The organism is Streptomyces sp. NPDC043853, assembly GCF_056436025.1.
In genome coordinates this window covers 764,617-783,277 of sequence record NZ_JBWKDJ010000002.1, presented here as the reverse complement: position 1 = coordinate 783,277, position 18,661 = coordinate 764,617, and the positions used below count along the sequence as shown (strand labels likewise).

Genomic DNA, 18,661 nt, shown 5'->3' with positions numbered 1-18,661 from the left:
TTCGCCGGCAGGTGCCACAGACGGCCCATCAGGTGCAGGTTCTCGTACGCGTTCAGGAACGGATCCACCGCCGAGAACTGACCCGTCACACCGATGCTGCCCCGCACCCCGTCCGGATCCGACCCCAGATCGTGACCCATGATCGACGCACTGCCCGAGTCCATCGAGGTCAGCGTCGACAGGATCTTCACCGTCGTCGTCTTCCCCGCACCGTTGGGACCCAGCAGCGAGAACACCGAACCCTGCGGGATGTGCAGATCCACCCCGTCCAACACCCGGTGCTCCCCGTACGCCTTGCGCAGACCGGTAGCCGAAATGGCCGTCATGACATTCCTCCACTTGGTGAACTGAATGAAGCGAGCTGCACGAAAGGCACTTCGCCGTCGGTGCAGGGTGCGGGAAGGTTTCGCCCGTCTTTTGCGGACGTCGCGGGCTGATGCGATGAATGGGGGGATCCGCGCATTCGGTCGGTAAGACGGAAGGCGAGTTTGCGGTTCTTGCAGAAGACCGCGTGGGCGGAGTGCGTAAAACTCTCGACGAAATTCCCAGGCTTCATTGTGTCCTACGGGGTCGGGGCGGTCAACGCGCAGGCCGGCCTGCTGGCGGCGTCCCGGCGGTGTCCTGGCGGCGTCCTGTCGGCGGGACGCGGCCGGCCGGTCCGCAGTGGTTTACCGGCGTATGTGACGCAGCAATGCGGGCACTTGGACGGCGAGCATCCAGGACAGCGCCATGGCGGCGCAACGGACACCCAGGTCGAAATTCGCGAAGTAGTGCCGGGTTTCGGCTCCGGCGTGCGCGGAACTCACGGCAGCTGCGCCATCAGGGATGCGGCCGCACGGTGCCGTGCGCAGTCCCGCCCGCTGAACGACACCCGTACGCGTTCGCGGACTTCGGGCCGCTGCTCCTGGCTGAGTTTGAACATGCCGTCCGCCCCGCCGACGGTGAAGCGGAACGCTCCGACCTCCGGCAGGATCTGGCGGAAGTAGTCGATGGACTCGGTCATGTCCCACCGGTCGCCGAAGTCGGCCTCGAAAGCCCGCACGGTGGCTTTGACGACCTCCAGCGAATCCTCCGAGGACTTCGAGGGGTCGATCTTCTCGATCGTGCCGCGCACGTGCACCGAGGTGAAGTTCCAGGTGGGTGCGGCCGGCGTTTTCCCGTACACGGTCGGGGACACGTAGCCGTGCGGACCGGTGAAGGTCAGCAGGCCGGTTCCGCCCTTTTCGACGGCCGCCCAGTGGGGGTTGTTGCGGTTCATGTGGCCCAGCAGCACGGCCCCGGACAGGTCCTCGGCCCACTCGCCCGTCATCTCGGGATCCGGAATGACCGGGAGGTGGGTCGCGAACGGCCCCGCCGCGTCCGTGCCGTTGTGCACCAGCAGGGCCAGCGGATTGTTGCGGATCAGGTCGACCATCCACGAGCCGGACGGCTCTCTGTAGAACGGCGGCACGAACATCGGGAATTCGCCCCTCTCGGCAGGTGACTTGTGTGCTGTCTGCCGAGAAAGCTACGGGGGCCGGATTTTGCATCGTTATCGGCTTGATTTCCACACCGGCGGGCCGCCGGTGCAGGTCATGACGGGTGAGCCGGCCGGTCATGCATCCAGACTTTGGCCGAAAAGCATTCGATACCGAAAGTTAAACCTCCGGCCCTAGCTTCGGAAGGAGTCGACACCGCTCCGGATCGAAGTCAGGAGAGAACATGTTCCATGTGGATTCCGAGGTCGGCGTCCTGAAACAGGTCATTCTGCACGAGCCGGGCCTGGCCTTCGAGCGGCTGACCCCGGGCAACAAGGACGAATTGCTCTTCGACGACGTCGTATGGGTGTCCCGGGCCCAGGAGGAGCACCGGGAGTTCCAACAGGTCATGCGGGACCGCGGAGTCACCGTCCATCTGCTGCACGATCTGCTCGCCGAAACGGTGAAGTACGAACAGGCGGTCGCCTTCATCCTGGACCGCATCCTCGACGTGCGGCAACCCCACATGGGGCCGGCGCTCACCCGGGCCACGGCCGGGGTGCTGGCCGACATGGGCCCGGACGAGCTCGCCACGCACCTGCTCGGCGGTCTCAACAAGCGCGAACTCATCGAGGCGCTCGGCGAACACCGCACCCGCGGCGCCCGCTCCCTGGGACTGGAGCTGATGTCGGACGAGGACTTCGTCCTGGCCCCGCTGCCCAACGCCCTGTTCACCCGGGACACCAGCTGCTGGGTCTACGACGGGGTGTCGGTCAACCCGATGATGATGGCCGGCCGCAAGCGGGAGACCGTCAACTACGAGGCCGTCTACAACTTCCACCCGATGTTCGCCGAGTCCGGAGCGCACCGCTGGATCGACGGCGAGGCGATGGCCCCGGCCGCGATCGAGGGCGGTGACGTGGAGGTCATCGGCAACGGCACCGTCCTCATCGGGCTGGGCGAGCGCACCACCCCGGCCGGCGTGGAGATCCTGGCCCGCCGCCTCTTCCGCACCGGCTCCGCGCGGCGGGTCATCGCCGTGGAGCTGCCCAAGGCCCGCGCGTACATGCACCTCGACACGGTGCTGACCATGGTGGACCGGGACGCCTTCACCCTCTACACCGGACTGGACCGGCACCGCCTGCGGTCCTGGACCCTCACGCCGGGTGCCCACCAGGTGCCCGACATCACCGAGAACAAGGACTTCTTCGACGCCATCGCCGACGCCCTCGGGCTGGACCGGGTGCGCGTGCTGCAGACCCGTCAGAGCTCCTACGCCGCCGAGCGCGAGCAGTGGAACGACGGCAGCAACCTGCTCGCCCTGTCCCCGGGCACGGTCGTCGCGTACGAGGTCAACGAGGCGAGCAACCGCATGCTCGAGGACAACGGCATCGAGGTGCTGCGGATCCGCGGCGACCAGCTGGGCCGCGGCCGCGGCGGCCCGCGCTGCATGAGCTGCCCCATCGAGCGGGACGCCGCCTGAGCGGAGCGGGACCCCTCCTGGGCGGGCCCCTCCCCGGAGTCACCCTCCCCTGCGCCGCCGCCCTGCGCCGGCCCCCTTGCGCCCGTTCCCTCCTGAGCGGGCGAGGCGCAAAGCCGGAGCCCCCCGCCGAAAAGCGATCAATAACGAAAGCGAAACCCGCCCCGATACCTTCGGTGCAGAGATCGCGTTCCGGCTCATTCAGGCCAACAGAGAACGAACAGGCTCAATCACGGTCCAATACGGCCACACCCGGCCACGCCCCGCTGACCCGGCCGATCCGGCCCACCGGCCACCCGGCCGCCCGGGAACCCCACCGACCGAGAGGAAGAGATCCCTTGTCCGAGCACCCGCCCGTCCGCGAGGCCACGCCCCGCCACTACCTGATGTGCCGCCCGACGCACTTCGACGTCACCTACGCGATCAATCCCTGGATGCACCCCGGGAAGCCGGTCGACACCGACCTGGCGGTCGAACAGTGGGAGGGCCTGCGCCGGCTGTACCTCGCGTACGGCCACACCGTCGACCTGGTGGAACCGGTCGAGGGTCTGCCCGACATGGTGTTCTCCGCCAACGGCGCCACGGTGGTCGACGACCGGGTGCTGGTCGCGAGGTTCCGCCACCCCGAGCGCGCCGCCGAAGCCCCCTTGTACCACGAGTGGTTTACCTCCCGGGACTATCCGCAGGTCACCTCCGCCGAGTACGTCAACGAGGCCGAGGGCGACTACATCGTCGTCGGACGGACCGTCCTGGCCGGCACCGGCTTCCGCACCGACCCGCGGGCCCACGCGGAGGCCCAGGAGGCGCTCGGCGTCCCCGTGGTCAGCCTCCAGCTGGTCGACCCGCGCTACTACCACCTCGACGTGGCCCTGGCCGCGCTCTCGGACACCGAGGTCATGTACTACCCGGGCGCCTTCTCCGAGGAGAGCCTGGCCGTCCTGCGCGAGCTCTACCCGGACGCGCTGCTGGTCGACGAGGCGGACGCCGAGGTCTTCGGCCTCAACGCCGTCTCCGACGGCAAGCACGTCTTCCTGCCGGAGACCGCCACGGGCCTGGCCGGGCAGCTGCGCGCCCGCGGCTTCGAACCGGTCGCTGTCGACCTCTCCGAACTGTTCAAGGCGGGCGGCAGCGTCAAGTGCTGCACGTTGGAGATCCGCCACCGGGTCCCGGCCGGCGCCTGAGCCGCGCACCCCGCGCCCGCATCACGCACCTCACGCACTGGGCTCCGCCCACTGCACACCACGCATCGGCCCGGCGTCGCGGACGTCGGGGTCACCTCACCGTCACCCCTACGCAAGCGGGAGAGAAATTCCATGAGTGCTCGCGAACACCAGATCTACGACGTGGTCGGCATCGGCTTCGGCCCGTCCAACCTGTCCCTCGCCATCTCCCTGGAAGAACACCGTGCGAACGTGCTGACGAACCCGATCACCTCGGCGTTCTTCGAGAAGCAGCCGCGGTTCGGCTGGCACCGCAACATGCTCCTGCCGTCGGCGACGATGCAGATCTCGTTCCTGAAGGACCTGGTCACCTTCCGGAACCCGGTGTCCCGGTACAGCTTCGTCTCGTTCCTGCACGCCCAGGGCCGCCTCGCCCGGTTCGTCAACCGCCAGGACTTCTTCCCGACCCGCGCCGAGTTCCACCAGTACCTGGAGTGGGCCGAGTCCAGCCTCAGCAACGTGGTCACCTACGACTCCGCGGTCACCGCGATCCGGCTGCCCCCGGAGGCCGTCCACAGCACGTCCGACCACGTGCAGCTGGACGTCCGCACCGCCGACGGCCTGACCCGTACGGTCAAGGCGCGGAACGTGGTCGTCTCGACCGGCCTCGTCCCACGCATGCCCGACGGCATCAAACGCGACGCCCGGGTCTGGCACAGCTCGGAGTTCCTGGAGCGGTTCGGCGAGGTGGACCCGGCCCGGCTGGGGCGGGTGGCGGTCGTCGGCGCCGGCCAGAGCGCCGCCGAGATCACCAAGTTCCTGTACGACAGCCTCCCGGACGCGCAGGTCACCGCGATCATGCCGTCGTACGGCTACTCCGTCGCGGACGACACCCCCTTCGCCAACCAGATCTTCGACGCGGCCGCGGTCGACGAGTACCACTTCGGCACCGAGCGGGCCCGGGACGCCTTCTGGCGCTACCACAAGAACACCAACTACGGCGTGGTCGACGGCCCGGTCATCCGCTCCCTCTACGAGATCCAGTACGACGAGGAGGTGCGCGGGGCCAAGCGGCTCAACTTCCGCAACCTCACCAAGGTCCGGGCCGTCGAGCAGGCCGGGGACGAGCGGATCGTCCACCTGGTCTCGCAGCTGGAGGGCGAGCCCCAGCAGCTCGACGTCGACGCCATCGTCTTCGCCACCGGCTACGACTCCATGGACCCGAGCCACCTGCTCGGCGACCTCGACCGCTTCTGCCTGCGCGACGAGTCGGGCCGGCACCGGGTGGAGCGCGACTACCGGCTCGTCACCACCCCGGACCTGCGCGTCGGTATCTACCTGCAGGGCGGCACCGAGCACACCCACGGACTGAGCTCGTCCCTGCTGTCGAACATCGCCGTCCGCAGCGGCGAGATCGCCGACTCCATCATCCAGCGCCGGGCCGAGCGCGAACTCGTGCCGGCCGGCGCCCTCCAGGCGGCTGAGGGCTGATCCCGCTCGCTCCGTCACCGCCGCGCCCCCCACGGCGGCCCGTCTTCCCCCACGGGCCGTCGCGGGGGGCATTCTGCTGGCCGGCGGAGAGCGCGCGGAACACACGGAGGTTTTCCTCCATGGTGCTCGCGCGCGCGTGCGCGTAACTTCGGATACAACCCCCGTACATCCCTTGCGGAATTCACCCAGGAATTCATCGAGAAGTTCATCCGGGAATTCCGCCGTGTGAGAGAAAGAGGCGTAGTCATGGATTCCACCGCAGGTGCGGTCATCGCCGGTTCGGCCATGCTGAGCAGCACGGCCGTCGTCGTCGCCGGTCTGGTGTGGCTGGCCGCCGGAAACGGGAGGGAGCGTCGGCGGGCGGACCTCGCCACTGCTTCGGTGCAGCGTGAACTCCGTTCCGAGATCGCCGAGTTGACCAAGCGGGTGGGGGCCATGCAGCGGCTGCTGGAGGGCGCGGACTAGGTCCCCCCGGCTTCTCCCCGTTCTCCCGAGTTCTCCCGTTCCCCGTTCCCCGTTCCCCTGCCCTTTCTTTCCCTTCCCCTCCCTCGGAAGCGTTCGGTCGTGCTGGTGAAGGTGTCACCGCCGGGGCTCTCCCGGCGGGCCTTCCAGGGCCTTTTCGTGCCCCCCGCATCCCCGGAAGCCGGCTGATATTGGCCTGATAACGCTCCTCCCTAATGTCTTCCCCATGAAGACGTGACGCCGACCCGGCGCACGCGGAGGCGCAGATCCCCGGTGGAGGCGACGCACATGACTGACGACACGGACGAGTACGGCACCGCGGCGCGAGAGCGGCACAGCGGGCTCGGATCCGACAACGAGCGCAGGCTGGCCGGTCTCTGGGCGGACGTGCTCGGCGTGCCGGCGGCCCGCATCCGGCGAAGCGACAACTTCTTCGAGATCGGCGGCACCTCACGGGCCGCCGCACGTCTGGTGATCGCGCTGGACCAGGGCCTCTCCCTGGGCGAGTTCGCGCGCTGCTCCACCCTCGGCGCACTGGCGGCCCTGCTCGACGAGAGGCAAGGCGCCCGCCCCGTACCGGCAGTCGGCTGACGCCTGCCCGGCATCCCGGCAACCCGGCATCCACTCGAATCGTTCATGGGAGACAGCGGAAGATGACGACCGTAATCGAAGCCACGACAACGGAGCAGGTCACGGAGCAGGTCCTGGACGCATCCACCGAGGGGATGCCCGCGGCGGCACCCGTCGTCGACCCGCTCGACCCCAGGCACTGGACGTCCGAGCAGCGCGCCGCCGCACAGCAGCCCGACTGGCCGGTGCCCGCCGCCGTCGACGTGGTCCGGGCCCAACTGGACGCCGCCGTACCGCTGGTCTCCGCCAACGAGTGCGAGACCCTCAAGCAGCGCATGGCCGCGGTCGCCCGCGGAGAGGCGTTCCTGCTCCAGGGCGGCGACTGCGCCGAGACCTTCGCCGATGCCACGGCCGCCGCCGTACGTGCGAAGATGCGGACCCTGCTCCAGATGGCGCTCGTCCTGACGTACGCGGGCAGCGTCCCGGTCGTCAAGGTCGGCCGGATCGCGGGACAGTACGCCAAGCCGCGCTCCCAGCCGACCGAGACCCGCGACGGCATCACCCTGCCGGCCTACCGCGGTGACGCCGTCAACGGGTTCGACTTCACCCGGACCCAGCGCAGCCCGGACCCGGGCCGCATGCTGCGCATGTACCAGGCGGCCGCGTCCACCCTGAACCTGGTCCGCGCGTTCAGCACGGGCGGTGACGCCGACCTCCGCCAGGCGCACAGCTGGAACCAGGACTTCGTGCAGAGCTCCCCGGTCGGCTCCCGCTACGCCCGTCTGGTCGACCAGATCGACCAGGCGCTCGCCTTCATGCGGGCCTGCGGCGGCGACGAGGCGGCGATGCGGGCCGTCGAGTTCTTCGTCAGCCACGAGGGCCTGCTGCTGGAGTACGAGCGGGCGCTGACCCGGACCGACGAGGCCACCGGCCGGCCCTACGCGGCCAGCGGGCACATGCTGTGGATCGGGGAGCGCACCCGGGACATCGACGGCCCGCACATCGAGTACTTCTCGCGGATCGCCAACCCGATCGCGGTGAAGCTGGGCCCCACCACCACCCCGGACGCGGCCATGCGCCTGATCGACCGGCTCGACCCGGAGCGCGAGCCCGGCCGGCTCACCTTCGTCGTGCGGATGGGCGCGGGCACGGTCCGCGAGCGGCTGCCCGCCCTGGTGGAGCGGGTCACCATGGAGGGCGCCCGTATCGGGTGGGTCTGCGACCCCATGCACGGAAATACCTTCCAGGCCCCTTCCGGTCACAAGACGCGGCATTTCGACGACGTTATCGACGAGGTCACGGGATTCTTCGAGGTGCACCGGAGCCTTGGTACCCACCCCGGAGGAATCCACCTGGAGTTCACCGGAGACGACGTCACCGAGTGTGTGGGAGGCGGCGCCCGGGTGCGATTCGGCGACCTGACGGATCGCTATGAATCTGCTTGCGATCCGCGCCTCAACCGCACTCAGTCGCTCGAACTCGCTTTTCTCACCGCCGAAATGTACCGGCGTCGCTGACCCCGGTCGACCGCGATCCCGGCCATGGCCGAAGGAAGTGATCCAGCATGCGTCTTGTCATTGCCGAAGGCTCCGCGATCCTGCGTGCGGGCCTGGCCCACGTGCTCGGCGACCGGGGCCATGAGCTGGTCGCGGCGGTGCACGACGTCCGGGTCCTGCCCGCCCTCGTCGACACGCACCGCCCGGACGTCCTCATCTCCAACGTCCGGCTGGCGCCGACCTGGAACGACGAGGGCGTCAGCGCGGCCCTCGCCGCGCGCGGCAGCCACCCGGGCACCGGCGTCCTGCTCTTCTCGGCGGCTCCCGAACCCCAGCACGTCGCCCGCCTGTTCGGGGAGGACGGCGGCGGACTCGGCTATCTGCTGCAGGACCGGATGACCGACGCCGACGAGGTCGTGGGCGCGTTGTCGCAGGTCGCGAGCGGTAGCACGGTGGTCGACCCCCGGATGGTGGGGGCCCTGGCGGCACGGGCCGCGGGCCGTGGACCGGCCGAGGAGGCGACGCCGGACGCGCTCGCCTCGCTCAGCGAGCGGGAGCTGGAGGTCCTGTCGCTGATGGCGCAGGGCCGTACCAACAGCGCCATCGCCGAACGGCTGATCGTCTCCGCCGGCACGGTGGAGAAGCGGGCCGCCGCGGTCTTCGACAAGCTCGGCATCCCGGGCAGTCCGGCCGACAACCGCCGGGTGCTCGCGGTGCTCCGCTACCTGGCGGCCCACGGCCGGACCGGCGGGAACGTCGTGCTCGACCCGGCCTCGGGTGCCGTTCCGAACACCGTGGACATCGTTCGCGAGCGCCGCCGCCGGATGCTGAACCGGGCGGCCTGAGGGGGCACCATACGGAATTCATGATTCACTGGAAGGGACTTGACAAGGTCTCAATCACGCACTTCTCGAAGGGGCTTTGGCGGAAAATCATGTCCTCATAGCGCGCACTTAGTCGGCTGAAATGAGGTCGTGCACGTGAACCTGGCCAACAACACCGGTGTCGGAACGCAAGCCCCCCACCGTCCCGGTCCGCAGGTGTCGAGGCTGATTCCCCCGCAGCGGGCAATGCGCAAAGGGCAGCCCGGGGCGGAACAAGTACTGACGACGAGAGTGGGCCTGCAACTGCCCGTCGTCTTCACCTTTGAGGACTGGCAGCGCGCCGGCCGCCAGCTGGCGGGAGTCGTGGACTCCTCCGCGTGGTGGCTGGGCGACTGGCTGGCGTACGGCAAGGACCACTACGGGGACCGCTACCAGCAGGGCATCCAGGCGGCGGGCCTCCGGTACCAGACACTGCGCAACTACGCCTGGGTGGCCCGCAGGTTCGACCACAGCCGGCGGCACGGGAAGCTCACCTTCCAGCACCACGCCGAGGTGGCCTCCCTGCCGACCGAGGAAGCGGACCGGTGGCTCAGTCGGGCAGAGGAGCTGTCGTGGACGACCAAGCAGCTCCGGGCCGCCCTGCGGGAGGCCCGTGAGGACGACGGCGTCATACGCGAGCGTCCGGCTCCGCGGCGCCAGCTCGCCGTGCCCGCGGCGCGCTTCGAGCACTGGGTCAAGGCGGCCGAACGGCTGGGCGCCGACCTGGACGAGTGGGTCCTGGCGACCCTCGACCAGGCGGCCGAGCGGGTCTTCGAGGCCCTGGGTCCGGTCGACCCGGTGGCGGCGCTCACGGCGGCCGATCCGGCGGACCGGGCCGAAGCGGCGGCCCCTGCGGACCCGGCGGAACCGGTGCACTCCGCGGACCTGGCGGAACCGGTGCGTTCCGCGCCGGCGGATCCGGTCCGGCCCGCGGCCATCGAGCCGTCGCAGATCGCCGCTCTCGCGCCCGTGGAGCCGTCCGCGCCCGTGGGGGCGTCCGTGCCCGTGGGGGCGTACGAGGTCGTCGAGGCGTCCATGACTGTGGAGTCGTACGAGGCCGTGGAGCCGTCCGTGCCCGTCGAGCTGCCCCCGTCCGTCGACCCGTCCGCGCCCATGGAGTCGTACGAGGCCCTGGAGGCGTACGAGGCTGTGGAGGCGTCCGTGCCCGTGGGGCCGAAGGAGCCCTCCGACCCCTCCGAGCCCTCCGAGCCGTACGACCGGACCGGGTCCCCCATCGCCCAGGCCGGCCCCGCCGCGGCCCGGTGGGAGGACGTGACCGAGGAAGCCGAGTCCGCCGACCCGGTGGGCGAGGCTGAGGCGGCGGCGGCCCGGGCGGCGGCCCGGGAGGCCCGGCTCGAAGCCCTGCTCGCCGGCTGGGGAGCCGAGACGGACCGCTGACGCATCGAGCCGAAGAGCGCCCGCCCGTGGACGTGAAGCCACGGACGGGCGCTCTTTCGCGTGTGCGGACGGGTGACAAGGCATGTCCGAATCGCGGCATGCCCGGGTCACTCACGGGCCCTGGAACGGACGAGTGCCCCCGGCAGGACTCGAACCTGCGGCCAAGTGCTTAGAAGGCACCTGCTCTATCCACTGAGCTACGGGGGCCGGAAGGTGACCGTGAGCCGGGTCAAGGATAGGGCTCCGGTCGGCTCGTCCCGGTTGCTTCACCCGCGTGCCACGATGTGGAGGTTCGGTGAAGCGGTCCCGATAATCGCAGGCAGGTGCGATTCGCGCATCGGTTTTGCGCCGCCGCGCGCGGGCCGTTGTGCAGTCGTTATGCCTGCGCCCCAGTCTTCCTTGTTGTCCCTGTGTGTCCGTCCGGGGTGGCGGTCGGCGCGCAGAGGGCCTATAAGCTTCAAAAATGGTCCCAAATTGGGCATTCTTCGCATGTGGTGACCTTGGATGTTCGGCCTCAGCTGCTCGATGCCCTCTCCGCCCTGCGCGACCGGGTCGCCTCCGTGCGTCTGCCGCTGCCCCTGCCCGGCGCCCCGCGCGCCCGCCAGACCAGAGCCGAACTGCTCGCGCAGCTCGACGACTACCTGGTGCCACGACTCAAGGCCCCCGAGGCGCCGCTCCTCGCCGTCGTCGGGGGCTCCACCGGCGCCGGCAAGTCCACCCTGGTCAACTCCCTGGTCGGCCGGCAGGTGAGCGAGGCCGGGGTGCTCCGGCCCACCACCCGGACGCCCGTCCTGGTCTGCCACCCGGACGACCACCACTGGTTCGCCGGGATGCGGGTCCTGCCCGACCTGATGCGGGTCTGGGCGGACAAGGGCGAGGAGGACGGCCCCGGCCCGGCCGGGCGCGGCACCGGGGCCGCCGCCCGGCGCACCGGCGGCGGGCCCATCCGCGAGCTGCGCATCGAGACCGTCGGCAGCCTGCCCCGCGGGCTGGCCCTGCTCGACGCGCCCGACATCGACTCCCTGGTGGTCGAGAACCGCACCCTCGCCGCCGAGCTGATCTGTGCCGCCGACGTGTGGGTCATGGTCACCACTGCCTCCCGGTACGCCGACGCCGTGCCCTGGCACCTGCTGCGCACCGCCAAGGAGTACAAGGCGACCCTGCTCATCGTGCTCGACCGGGTGCCGCACCAGGTGCTCGCCGAGGTCTCGCGGCAGTACGGCGCCCTGCTCACTCGCGCCGGACTGGGCGACGTACCCCGCTTCACCGTGCCGGAGCTGCCCGAATCGGCGGGCGGCGGGGGACTGCTGCCCGCCTCCGCCGTGGCCCCGCTGGCCTCCTGGCTGATCCACCACACCCAGGACCCCGCCGCCCGGCAGCAGGCCGTCGGCCGGACCGCGCTCGGCGCCCTGGACTCCCTCCGCAGGCGGATGCCCGAGCTGGCCTCCGCCGTCGCGGCCCAGCACGCCGCCGCCGTACGGCTGTCCGCCGCGGTGGAGGACGCGTACAAGAAGGAGGGCCGGCGGGTCCGCAACCGGCTCGACCAGGGCGCCGTACTCGCCGGTGACGCGCTCACCCGCTGGCGCGGCTACCCCCTCGACACCACCGCCGACGAACTCCTGGACTCGCTGGCCGAAAGCCTCACCGCGCTCATCCAGTGCGCGGTCGCCGCCGCCGACGAGCGGATCGCCGCCGCCTGGCGCAAGGAACCCGCCTCCGGCGCCCTCGCGCTGCCCGTCACCGACCGGGATGCGGGCGAGCGGATCGGCGTGGCCGTCCGGCGCTGGCGCCGGGTCCTGGAGGAACTCGCCGAGGAGGAGGTCGCCCAGCTGGACCGGCAGCCCGCGCCGGACCCCGACGGCGTGGCCGCGCTGCTGGTCTCCGCGCTGCTCGGCGGGAAGCGGGCCCGGATCGCCGGCGAGAAGCTCGCCGAGCGGATCGGAGCCCAGGCCGCACTGCGGCTGCGCGACCGCGGCGGCGAACTCGTCGGAGAACACCTGGACGAGGTGCTGCGGGCCGAGCGCGACCGCCGCCTGGCCCCCCTCGACGGACTCGAAGTCACCCCGGAGCCGCAGGCCGAGCTGATCGCCGCGCTCTCCGTACTGCAGAAGGAGAGGTGACCGCGGTGACCGCCCTCACCGACCGCACCGACGACCGCTGGGACGACGGTCTGATCGCGCGGCGCATCGCCCTCGGCGACGACGACGACGAGGAGGACGACGACACGGACGAAGAGCTGGTCCGTGCCGTCTCCGGAACCGTCTCCGGGGCCGGCAGCGACGGCGGCAAGACCCCCGCGCCACCGCCCCTCAGCCCCGAGGCGCGGGCCCTGCGCACCCGCCTGGACGCCCTGCGCCAGCTGATCGGGCTCTCCCGGACCCGGCTGGACGGCACCACGCTCGCCGAGGCCGGCCGGATCCTGGACGAAGCCGCCGCCCGCCGCGGGTTGTCGCCGCAGCACACCGTCGTCGCCATCGCCGGAGCCACCGGAAGCGGCAAGTCCACCCTCTTCAATTCACTCGCCGGGGTGCAGATCTCGGAGACCGGGCTGCGCCGGCCGACCACCGCCGCACCCATCGCCTGCACCTGGACGGACGGGGCGGCGGGCCTGCTGGACCGGCTGGAGATCCCCGGACGCCTGCGCCGCCGCCCCCGCGAGGGATCGGTCGCGGCCGAATCCCTCCACGGGGTGGTCCTGGTGGACCTGCCCGACCTCGACTCGGCGGTCCGCGATCACCGGGCGCACGTGGACCGGGTGCTCGCGCTGGTCGACGCCGTGGTGTGGGTGGTGGACCCGGAGAAGTACGCCGACGCCGTGCTCCACGAGCGCTACCTGCGGCCGCTGGCCGGCCACGCCGAGGTCACCTTCGTCGTGCTCAACCAGGTCGACCGGCTGCCCGGCGACGCCGCCGACCAGGTCCTCGACGACCTGCGGCGGCTGCTCGACGAGGACGGCATGGCGCTCGGCGAACACGGCGAACCGGGAGCCACCGTGCTCGCCCTGTCCGCCCTCACCGGCGAGGGCGTCGGGGAACTGCGCGAACTGCTCGGCCAGTTCGCCCAGGAGCGGGGCGCCGCGACCCGCCGGATCTCCGCCGACGTGGACCGGGCGGCCGGCCGGCTGCGCCCGCTCTACGTGGCCGAACGCCGTGCCGGGGCGGAGATCGCCGAGGCCGTCCGGACCGAGTTCGAGGACCGGCTCGCCGAGGCCGTCGGCGCCTACGCGGCGGGACTCGCGGCCGAACGCGCCTGGCGGCGCAACGCCGGCAAGGCGTGCGGCACGCCCTGGCTGCGGCTCTGGCGCTGGTACGAGAACCGGCGCGCCCCGCGCGGCCTCAGCGGGCTCGCGGCGCTGGCCGCGATCGGCGGCCGTACCTTCGGCGGCGATCCGGAGCCGCCGCCGGAAGCGGAGGTCACGGCCCGGCAGCGGGTCGAGCAGGCGGTGCGGACGGTCGCCGAGGAGGCGTCCGCCGGACTGCCCGACCCCTGGGCCCAGGCGGTCCGGGAAACCGCGGTGCGCGGCGCCGACCGGCTGCCCGAGGCGCTGGACGAGCTGGCCGTCACGGCCGGGGTGCCCACCGGCAAGCCGCCCCGGCCGGCCTGGTGGCCCGCCGCCGTGCTCACCCAGGCGTCCATGACCCTGCTGCAGATCTTCGGCGGCCTGTGGCTGGTGGGGCAGATCGCCGGGGTGGTGGAACCCGGCCTGCTGCCGCCCGTACTGCTGATGGTGGCGGGCATCGCGGGCGGGCCGCTGGTCGAGTGGGCCTGCTCGATGGCCGCCCGCGGGCCCGCCCGCCGCTACGGACAGGATGCCGAGCGGCGGCTGCGGCAGGCGGCGGCCGGCTGCGGCCGGGCCAGGGTGCTGGAGCCGGTGGCGGCCGAGCTGCTGCGGTACCGGGAGGTCCGGGAGCAGTACGCCACGGTCGCCGCAGGGGGGAACAGGTTGTCCACAACCCGTCAGTAATCCACAGGGCCGCGCGGGGTGGGGGCCGAGGGGCGCAACATGTTCGTACGCGACCGCGGAGGGCGGTGCGTACGGGACGGGGAGGGGTGGCGGGGATGAACGAGACCCTGGTGACACTGGTGGGCCACGTGGCGACACAGGTCGACTACCGGGAGACCCCGAACGGGCCATCGGCGAGATTCCGCTTCGCCGTGCGTCCGCGGTTCGTGGACCGGCAGAAGCAGGCGTGGACGGACGGACCGACCAGCTTCTACACGGTGTGGGTCCGCCGGTCCCTCGCCGCCAACGTGGCCGGGTCGGTTTCGGTCGGCGAGCCCCTCGTGGTGCACGGACGGCTGCGGGTCCGGGACGAGGAGCGGGACGGCCAGAGGTGGGTGTCGGCGGATGTGGACGCGGTGGCAGTCGGCCACGACCTCAGCCGGGGCACCGCCGCCTTCCGCCGGATGGCCAAGGCGGAGCCCTCACTGACAGAACCTCAGAAGGGGGCGGTGGTCTAGGTGTTCGAGACCGCTAGGATTCCCCGGTACTCACGGGCGCCTGGGGCTTCGGCCCGAAGGGGAAGACTGTGTCCATTGCCGTTCCCGCATATTCCGTTTCCGTCGGCGTACGACGGCCACTGGCCGTCGCCCTGCTCGCGGCCGCCCTCGCCGCGGCGCCGGGTTCCGCCCTGGCCGCCGAGGCCGAAGGCCCGGCGGTGTCCCGGCCGCCGGAAGGCGCGAGCGCCGTGCTCGACGGGCTGAAGACCTTCGGCCAGGCCGTGCTGCGCGGCCAGGACGGGGTGGTCCGGCAGATCCCGGCCGGGTTGTACGAGATGCGCGTCGACGGCGGCGGAATGCTGCAGACCTACGGGGTGGGCCTGGCCGGCTTCGCCCAGCCCGAGGAGCGGTACACCGAGACGGCGTGGAGCGGCAGCCCGCTCGGCGGCAACGGCGGGGCCGGCCGTATCCGCTGGGTGCTGGAGCACTCCTATCCCCAGCTGAACGACCTGGCCGGGCTGGCGAAGGCGGCCGGGGCCGGCACGCTCACCGCGGAGAGCGCGGCGGCCGGCACCCAGGTGGCGATCTGGCGGCTGACCGAGGGTGCCGACGTGGAAGCGGCCGATCCGGCGGCGGAGAAGCTGGCCGACTACCTCCAGCGCGCGGCGAGGCAGCTGCCCGAGCCGCCGGCCTCGCTGAGCCTGGAGCCCTCGGACGTGGCCGGCCCGGCCGGGACCCGGCTGGGCCCGGTCACCGTCCGGACGCGCGCGCAGACCGTGACCGTCCTGCCGGACGCGGCCGCCCAGCGGATGGGGGTGCGGGTGGTGGACGCCGACGGACAGCCGGTGACCAGCGCGGTGAACGGCACCCGGCTGTACTTCGAGGTGCCCGCCGGCACCCCGGACGGCACCGCCTCGGTGACGATCCACGGCGCCACGAAGGTCCCGGTCGGCCGGGTCTTCACCAGCGGCGGGCACAGCCGGGCCCAGATCGTGGCGGGCTCCAGCGACTCCGCGGCCACGGCCACCGGCACCGCCGTCTGGCCCGAGACGCGCACCCTGACCGCGCAGGGCGGGCAGGGCGTGCCGGGCGCACCGGGCACGGCGATCGGCGTGGCCGCGGCGTCGGCCGCCTCGGACCTGTCCGCCGAGGAGGAGAGCGACGACCGCCTGGCCACCAGCGGCAGCTCCGCCGCCACCCCGGTGATCGCCTCCCTGGCGGTCGGCCTGGTCGTCCTGGGCGGCCTGGTCGTTCTCCTGCTCCGCAAGCGGCCGCTGGACGAGGACGAGCGGGCCTGACGGGAGTCGGGCGGCGAGCGACCTGCCTCCGCCCGCCCCGCGGGGCCTCCACAAACGGAGGAGCCGCTTGTTGGTGGAGTGGGCGGATCCGGGTAGTCGAACGGAATGAATCCCGGACTGGAGACGAAAGCGGCGCGGGCAGCGTTGGGCGCGCACGGCGGGCCGGTCACCTGGCGGGGCGCGGTCGCGCGGTGGGACCGGGCGGTGTTCGACGCGGTCGCGCGGCGCCACTGGCCGGGCGGCGACCGGGTGCTGCCCCGGTTGGGCCGGGCCGCGAACCACGGTCTGCTGTGGGGTGGGGTGGCGGCCGGGCTCGCCCTGTTCGGGTCGGCCGCGGCACGCCGTGCGGCCCTGCACGGGGCTGCCTCGCTGGCCCTGGCCTCCGGCACCGTCAACACCGTGGGCAAGTGGACCGTACGGCGGGCCCGGCCGCTGACCGAAGGGGTGCCGGAGGTGCGCCTGCCCACCAAGCAGCCGTGGACCACCTCCTTCCCGTCCGGGCACTCCGCCTCGGCCTTCGCCTTCCTCACGGGGGTCGCGACGGCGGCGCCGCGCTGGGGCGCGGTGGTCGCGCCGGTCGCGGCCTCGGTGGCCTTCTCCCGCGTCTACACCGGGGTGCACTACCCGACCGACGTGCTCGCGGGCGCGGCCCTCGGGGTGGGCGCGGGACTGGTCGTACGGCGGCTGACCCGTGGGGCCGAGGAGGCACGGACGGCGCCCGGCGAGGAGCAGCCCGCCGAGGCGCCGGCGCTGCCGGACGGGGCCGGGCTGACCGTGGTCGTCAACACCGGCTCGGGCGGCTCCGTCGACGCGGCCGCGCTGCGGGGGGCCCTGCCGGCGGCGGAGGTCGTCGAGTGCACGGGCGAGGAGTTGTCCGGCACGCTGGCCGGGGCTGCGGCCCGGTCGGCCGCGCTCGGGGTGTGCGGGGGCGACGGCACCGTCGTCGCGGCGGCCACGGCCGCGCTGCGGGCCGGGATCCCCCTCGCCGTGTTCCCGGGGGGCACGCTGAACCACTTCGCCACCGACCTGGGCCTGGCCACGTTCGAGGACACGTGCCGGGCCGTGACCGCAGGGGAGGCCGTGCGGGTCAGTGTGGGCCGCTTCACCCCGCACCCGGCGCCCGTGCGGGCCGGCACCGGCTCCGCCCCGGCCGCGGACCATGCGCGGGCGGGGGACGAGGACTGCCGGTCGGGGGCGGGCGAACCGGCCGGTCCGGGCGAGCCGTCCGGTCCGGGCGGGCCGAGCGAGTCGGCCGGGTCGGGATACTTCCTCAACACGTTCAGCATCGGCGTGTACCCGGAGCTGCTGCGGCACCGGCTGCACTGGGCGCCGCGCATCGGGTCCGGCCCGGCCGCGCTGCTGGCCGCCTGGCGGGTGTTGCGGGCGCAGCACCCCGTACGACTGAGGCTGGGCGGCCGTGCGGTGCCGGTGTGGCTGCTGTTCGTGGGCAACGGCACGTACCACGGGACCGGGCCCGTCCCGCGCCGCCGGATGAGCCTGGACGAACCGCAGCTCGACCTGCGCGTGGTGCTGGGCGGCGGACATCCCGGCCCCAGGCTCCTCGCCGCCGCCCTCACCGGCCCGCTCACCCGCTCCCCGGTGCACGTCGCGACCCACGCGCACGCGCTGCGGGTCACCGACATCCCCGCGGGCACCCCCCTCGCCTACGACGGCGAGTACGCCCTGGCCCCCGAGGCCCTGGTCCTGGACAAGCTCCCGGGCGCGCTCACCGTCTACCGCCCCCGGACCTGAGCTCCGGCGCCGGGCACAGCGGCCGCGCCCGGCACGGCGGCACCGCGCACGGCGGCACCGCGCACGGCAGCACCGCGCACGGCGGCGTCCGCGGGAGCCGTCGGCCTCAGCCGCTGACCGCCGGACGGCCGCCGCCCGGCCCCGGCACCGGCCCCGGCCCCGGCCCCGGGTCCACCCCGAGGTCGGTGCGCATTACGCCGCGGAGGCCGTCCCCCCGCCCCCAGAGCAGCTGGAGCTCCTCGTGCAGTTCCTCGAACGAGCCGCCCGGCACCGGGGTCCCGGCCGCCAGCCGCACGATCCGCGCGTACGCCTCCGACACCGCGGTCGTCAGGTCGTCCAGCTCGCGCAGCACCGGCCCGGACGCGATCATCTGGGCCTCGGCGAAGGCGGCGTGGTGCGCGTGCCGGGCGGCCTCCAGCTCCTGCCGGGCCTCCGCCGTGACCTCTCCCTTCCGCACCAGCCACAGGAAGTTCATCAGCTCCACCCGGAACCGGCGGTACCCGGCGTTGGCCGCCATGTAGCACTCGCGCAGCCGGGCCTGCCCCGCCGCCTCCTGCTCCCGCAGCCACTGGGCGTGTGCTGTCTCCTGCTGCCGGTCGAACTGTTCCGCCTGGGCGCGCGCCAGCAGCCGCTGCGACACGACGGGCGCGAGCAGCGTGCCGATCACGCCGACGGTCGCGGCGGCCAGCGCGATCAGACCGCTGCCAAACACATTGCCTCCACCACAGTGCCTCCCCACTCCGCGGTCCGGCCGGTCCGGCGCGGCCCCCCGGGCCGCCGACCCCGGTCCTCCC

General features: G+C 72.5%; 16 protein-coding genes and 1 tRNA gene. 13 read left to right on the top strand and 4 right to left on the bottom strand.

The window, feature by feature from the left end:
- Nucleotides 1-326 (bottom strand): ATP-binding cassette domain-containing protein (locus AC067U_RS08760; protein WP_478828907.1); only part of this gene is annotated, 326 nt, incomplete at its 3' end.
- A 476-nt stretch (nt 327-802) separates the two neighbouring features.
- On the bottom strand, nt 803-1,456 hold the full coding sequence (locus AC067U_RS08755) for an FMN-binding negative transcriptional regulator (RefSeq protein WP_478828906.1): 654 nt from the start codon (nt 1,454-1,456) through the stop codon (nt 803-805).
- Nucleotides 1,457-1,701: 245 nt separating this feature from the next.
- On the opposite strand from AC067U_RS08755, the gene AC067U_RS08750 reads away from it, so the two are divergent.
- From AC067U_RS08750 to AC067U_RS08715, 8 genes are all read left to right on the top strand, one after another.
- Nucleotides 1,702-2,940, top strand: a complete 1,239-nt coding sequence (locus tag AC067U_RS08750; RefSeq protein ID WP_478828905.1) for an arginine deiminase — start codon at nt 1,702-1,704, stop codon at nt 2,938-2,940.
- A 383-nt stretch (nt 2,941-3,323) separates the two neighbouring features.
- Nucleotides 3,324-4,118, top strand: a complete 795-nt coding sequence (gene ddaH / locus AC067U_RS08745) for a dimethylargininase (RefSeq protein ID WP_478828954.1) — start codon at nt 3,324-3,326, stop codon at nt 4,116-4,118.
- 132 nt (nt 4,119-4,250) lie between these two features.
- The gene (locus AC067U_RS08740) at nt 4,251-5,588 is read left to right on the top strand and encodes a lysine N(6)-hydroxylase/L-ornithine N(5)-oxygenase family protein (protein ID WP_478828904.1); all 1,338 of its coding nucleotides are present in this window, start codon (nt 4,251-4,253) and stop codon (nt 5,586-5,588) included.
- Between the two features lie 246 nt (nt 5,589-5,834).
- The gene (locus tag AC067U_RS08735) at nt 5,835-6,053 is read left to right on the top strand and encodes a hypothetical protein (RefSeq protein WP_478828903.1); all 219 of its coding nucleotides are present in this window, start codon (nt 5,835-5,837) and stop codon (nt 6,051-6,053) included.
- Between the two features lie 285 nt (nt 6,054-6,338).
- Nucleotides 6,339-6,641 (top strand): acyl carrier protein, encoded by a 303-nt coding sequence (locus AC067U_RS08730; RefSeq protein ID WP_478828902.1) that lies wholly within the window; start codon nt 6,339-6,341, stop codon nt 6,639-6,641.
- 62 nt (nt 6,642-6,703) lie between these two features.
- On the top strand, nt 6,704-8,137 hold the full coding sequence (locus AC067U_RS08725) for a class II 3-deoxy-7-phosphoheptulonate synthase (protein ID WP_478828901.1): 1,434 nt from the start codon (nt 6,704-6,706) through the stop codon (nt 8,135-8,137).
- Nucleotides 8,138-8,184: 47 nt separating this feature from the next.
- Entirely contained in the window at nt 8,185-8,961 is a 777-nt protein-coding gene (locus AC067U_RS08720) for a response regulator transcription factor (RefSeq protein ID WP_478828900.1), read from the top strand.
- A gap of 270 nt (nt 8,962-9,231) precedes the next feature.
- Nucleotides 9,232-10,377 (top strand): LmbU family transcriptional regulator, encoded by a 1,146-nt coding sequence (locus AC067U_RS08715; protein WP_478828899.1) that lies wholly within the window; start codon nt 9,232-9,234, stop codon nt 10,375-10,377.
- Nucleotides 10,378-10,511: 134 nt separating this feature from the next.
- Here AC067U_RS08715 and AC067U_RS08710 read toward each other — a convergent pair.
- A tRNA-Arg gene (locus AC067U_RS08710) sits at nt 10,512-10,584 on the bottom strand.
- A 293-nt stretch (nt 10,585-10,877) separates the two neighbouring features.
- Here AC067U_RS08710 and AC067U_RS08705 point away from each other — a divergent pair.
- The 5 genes from AC067U_RS08705 (at nt 10,878) to AC067U_RS08685 (ending at nt 17,867) form a co-directional block, all read left to right on the top strand.
- Nucleotides 10,878-12,497, top strand: a complete 1,620-nt coding sequence (locus AC067U_RS08705; protein WP_478828898.1) for a dynamin family protein — start codon at nt 10,878-10,880, stop codon at nt 12,495-12,497.
- Nucleotides 12,494-14,341, top strand: a complete 1,848-nt coding sequence (locus tag AC067U_RS08700; protein ID WP_478828897.1) for a YfjP family GTPase — start codon at nt 12,494-12,496, stop codon at nt 14,339-14,341. Before AC067U_RS08705 ends, AC067U_RS08700 begins: the two co-directional genes overlap by 4 nt.
- A gap of 95 nt (nt 14,342-14,436) precedes the next feature.
- Complete coding sequence (locus AC067U_RS08695; protein ID WP_478828896.1) at nt 14,437-14,838, top strand: single-stranded DNA-binding protein; 402 nt, start codon at nt 14,437-14,439, stop codon at nt 14,836-14,838.
- Between the two features lie 68 nt (nt 14,839-14,906).
- Nucleotides 14,907-16,115 carry a thioester domain-containing protein gene (locus AC067U_RS08690; protein ID WP_478828895.1) on the top strand — a complete coding sequence of 403 codons (1,209 nt, stop codon included), beginning with the start codon at nt 14,907-14,909 and terminating at the stop codon, nt 16,113-16,115.
- 105 nt (nt 16,116-16,220) lie between these two features.
- A complete protein-coding gene (locus AC067U_RS08685) occupies nt 16,221-17,867 on the top strand; it encodes a phosphatase PAP2 family protein (RefSeq protein WP_478828894.1) in 1,647 nt (548 codons plus the stop codon).
- Nucleotides 17,868-17,973: 106 nt separating this feature from the next.
- Here the strand turns inward: AC067U_RS08685 and AC067U_RS08680 are convergent, their stop codons facing one another.
- Nucleotides 17,974-18,579, bottom strand: coding sequence for a hypothetical protein (locus AC067U_RS08680; RefSeq protein WP_478828893.1), 606 nt, complete (start codon nt 18,577-18,579; stop codon nt 17,974-17,976).
- Nucleotides 18,580-18,661: the final 82 nt, after the last annotated feature.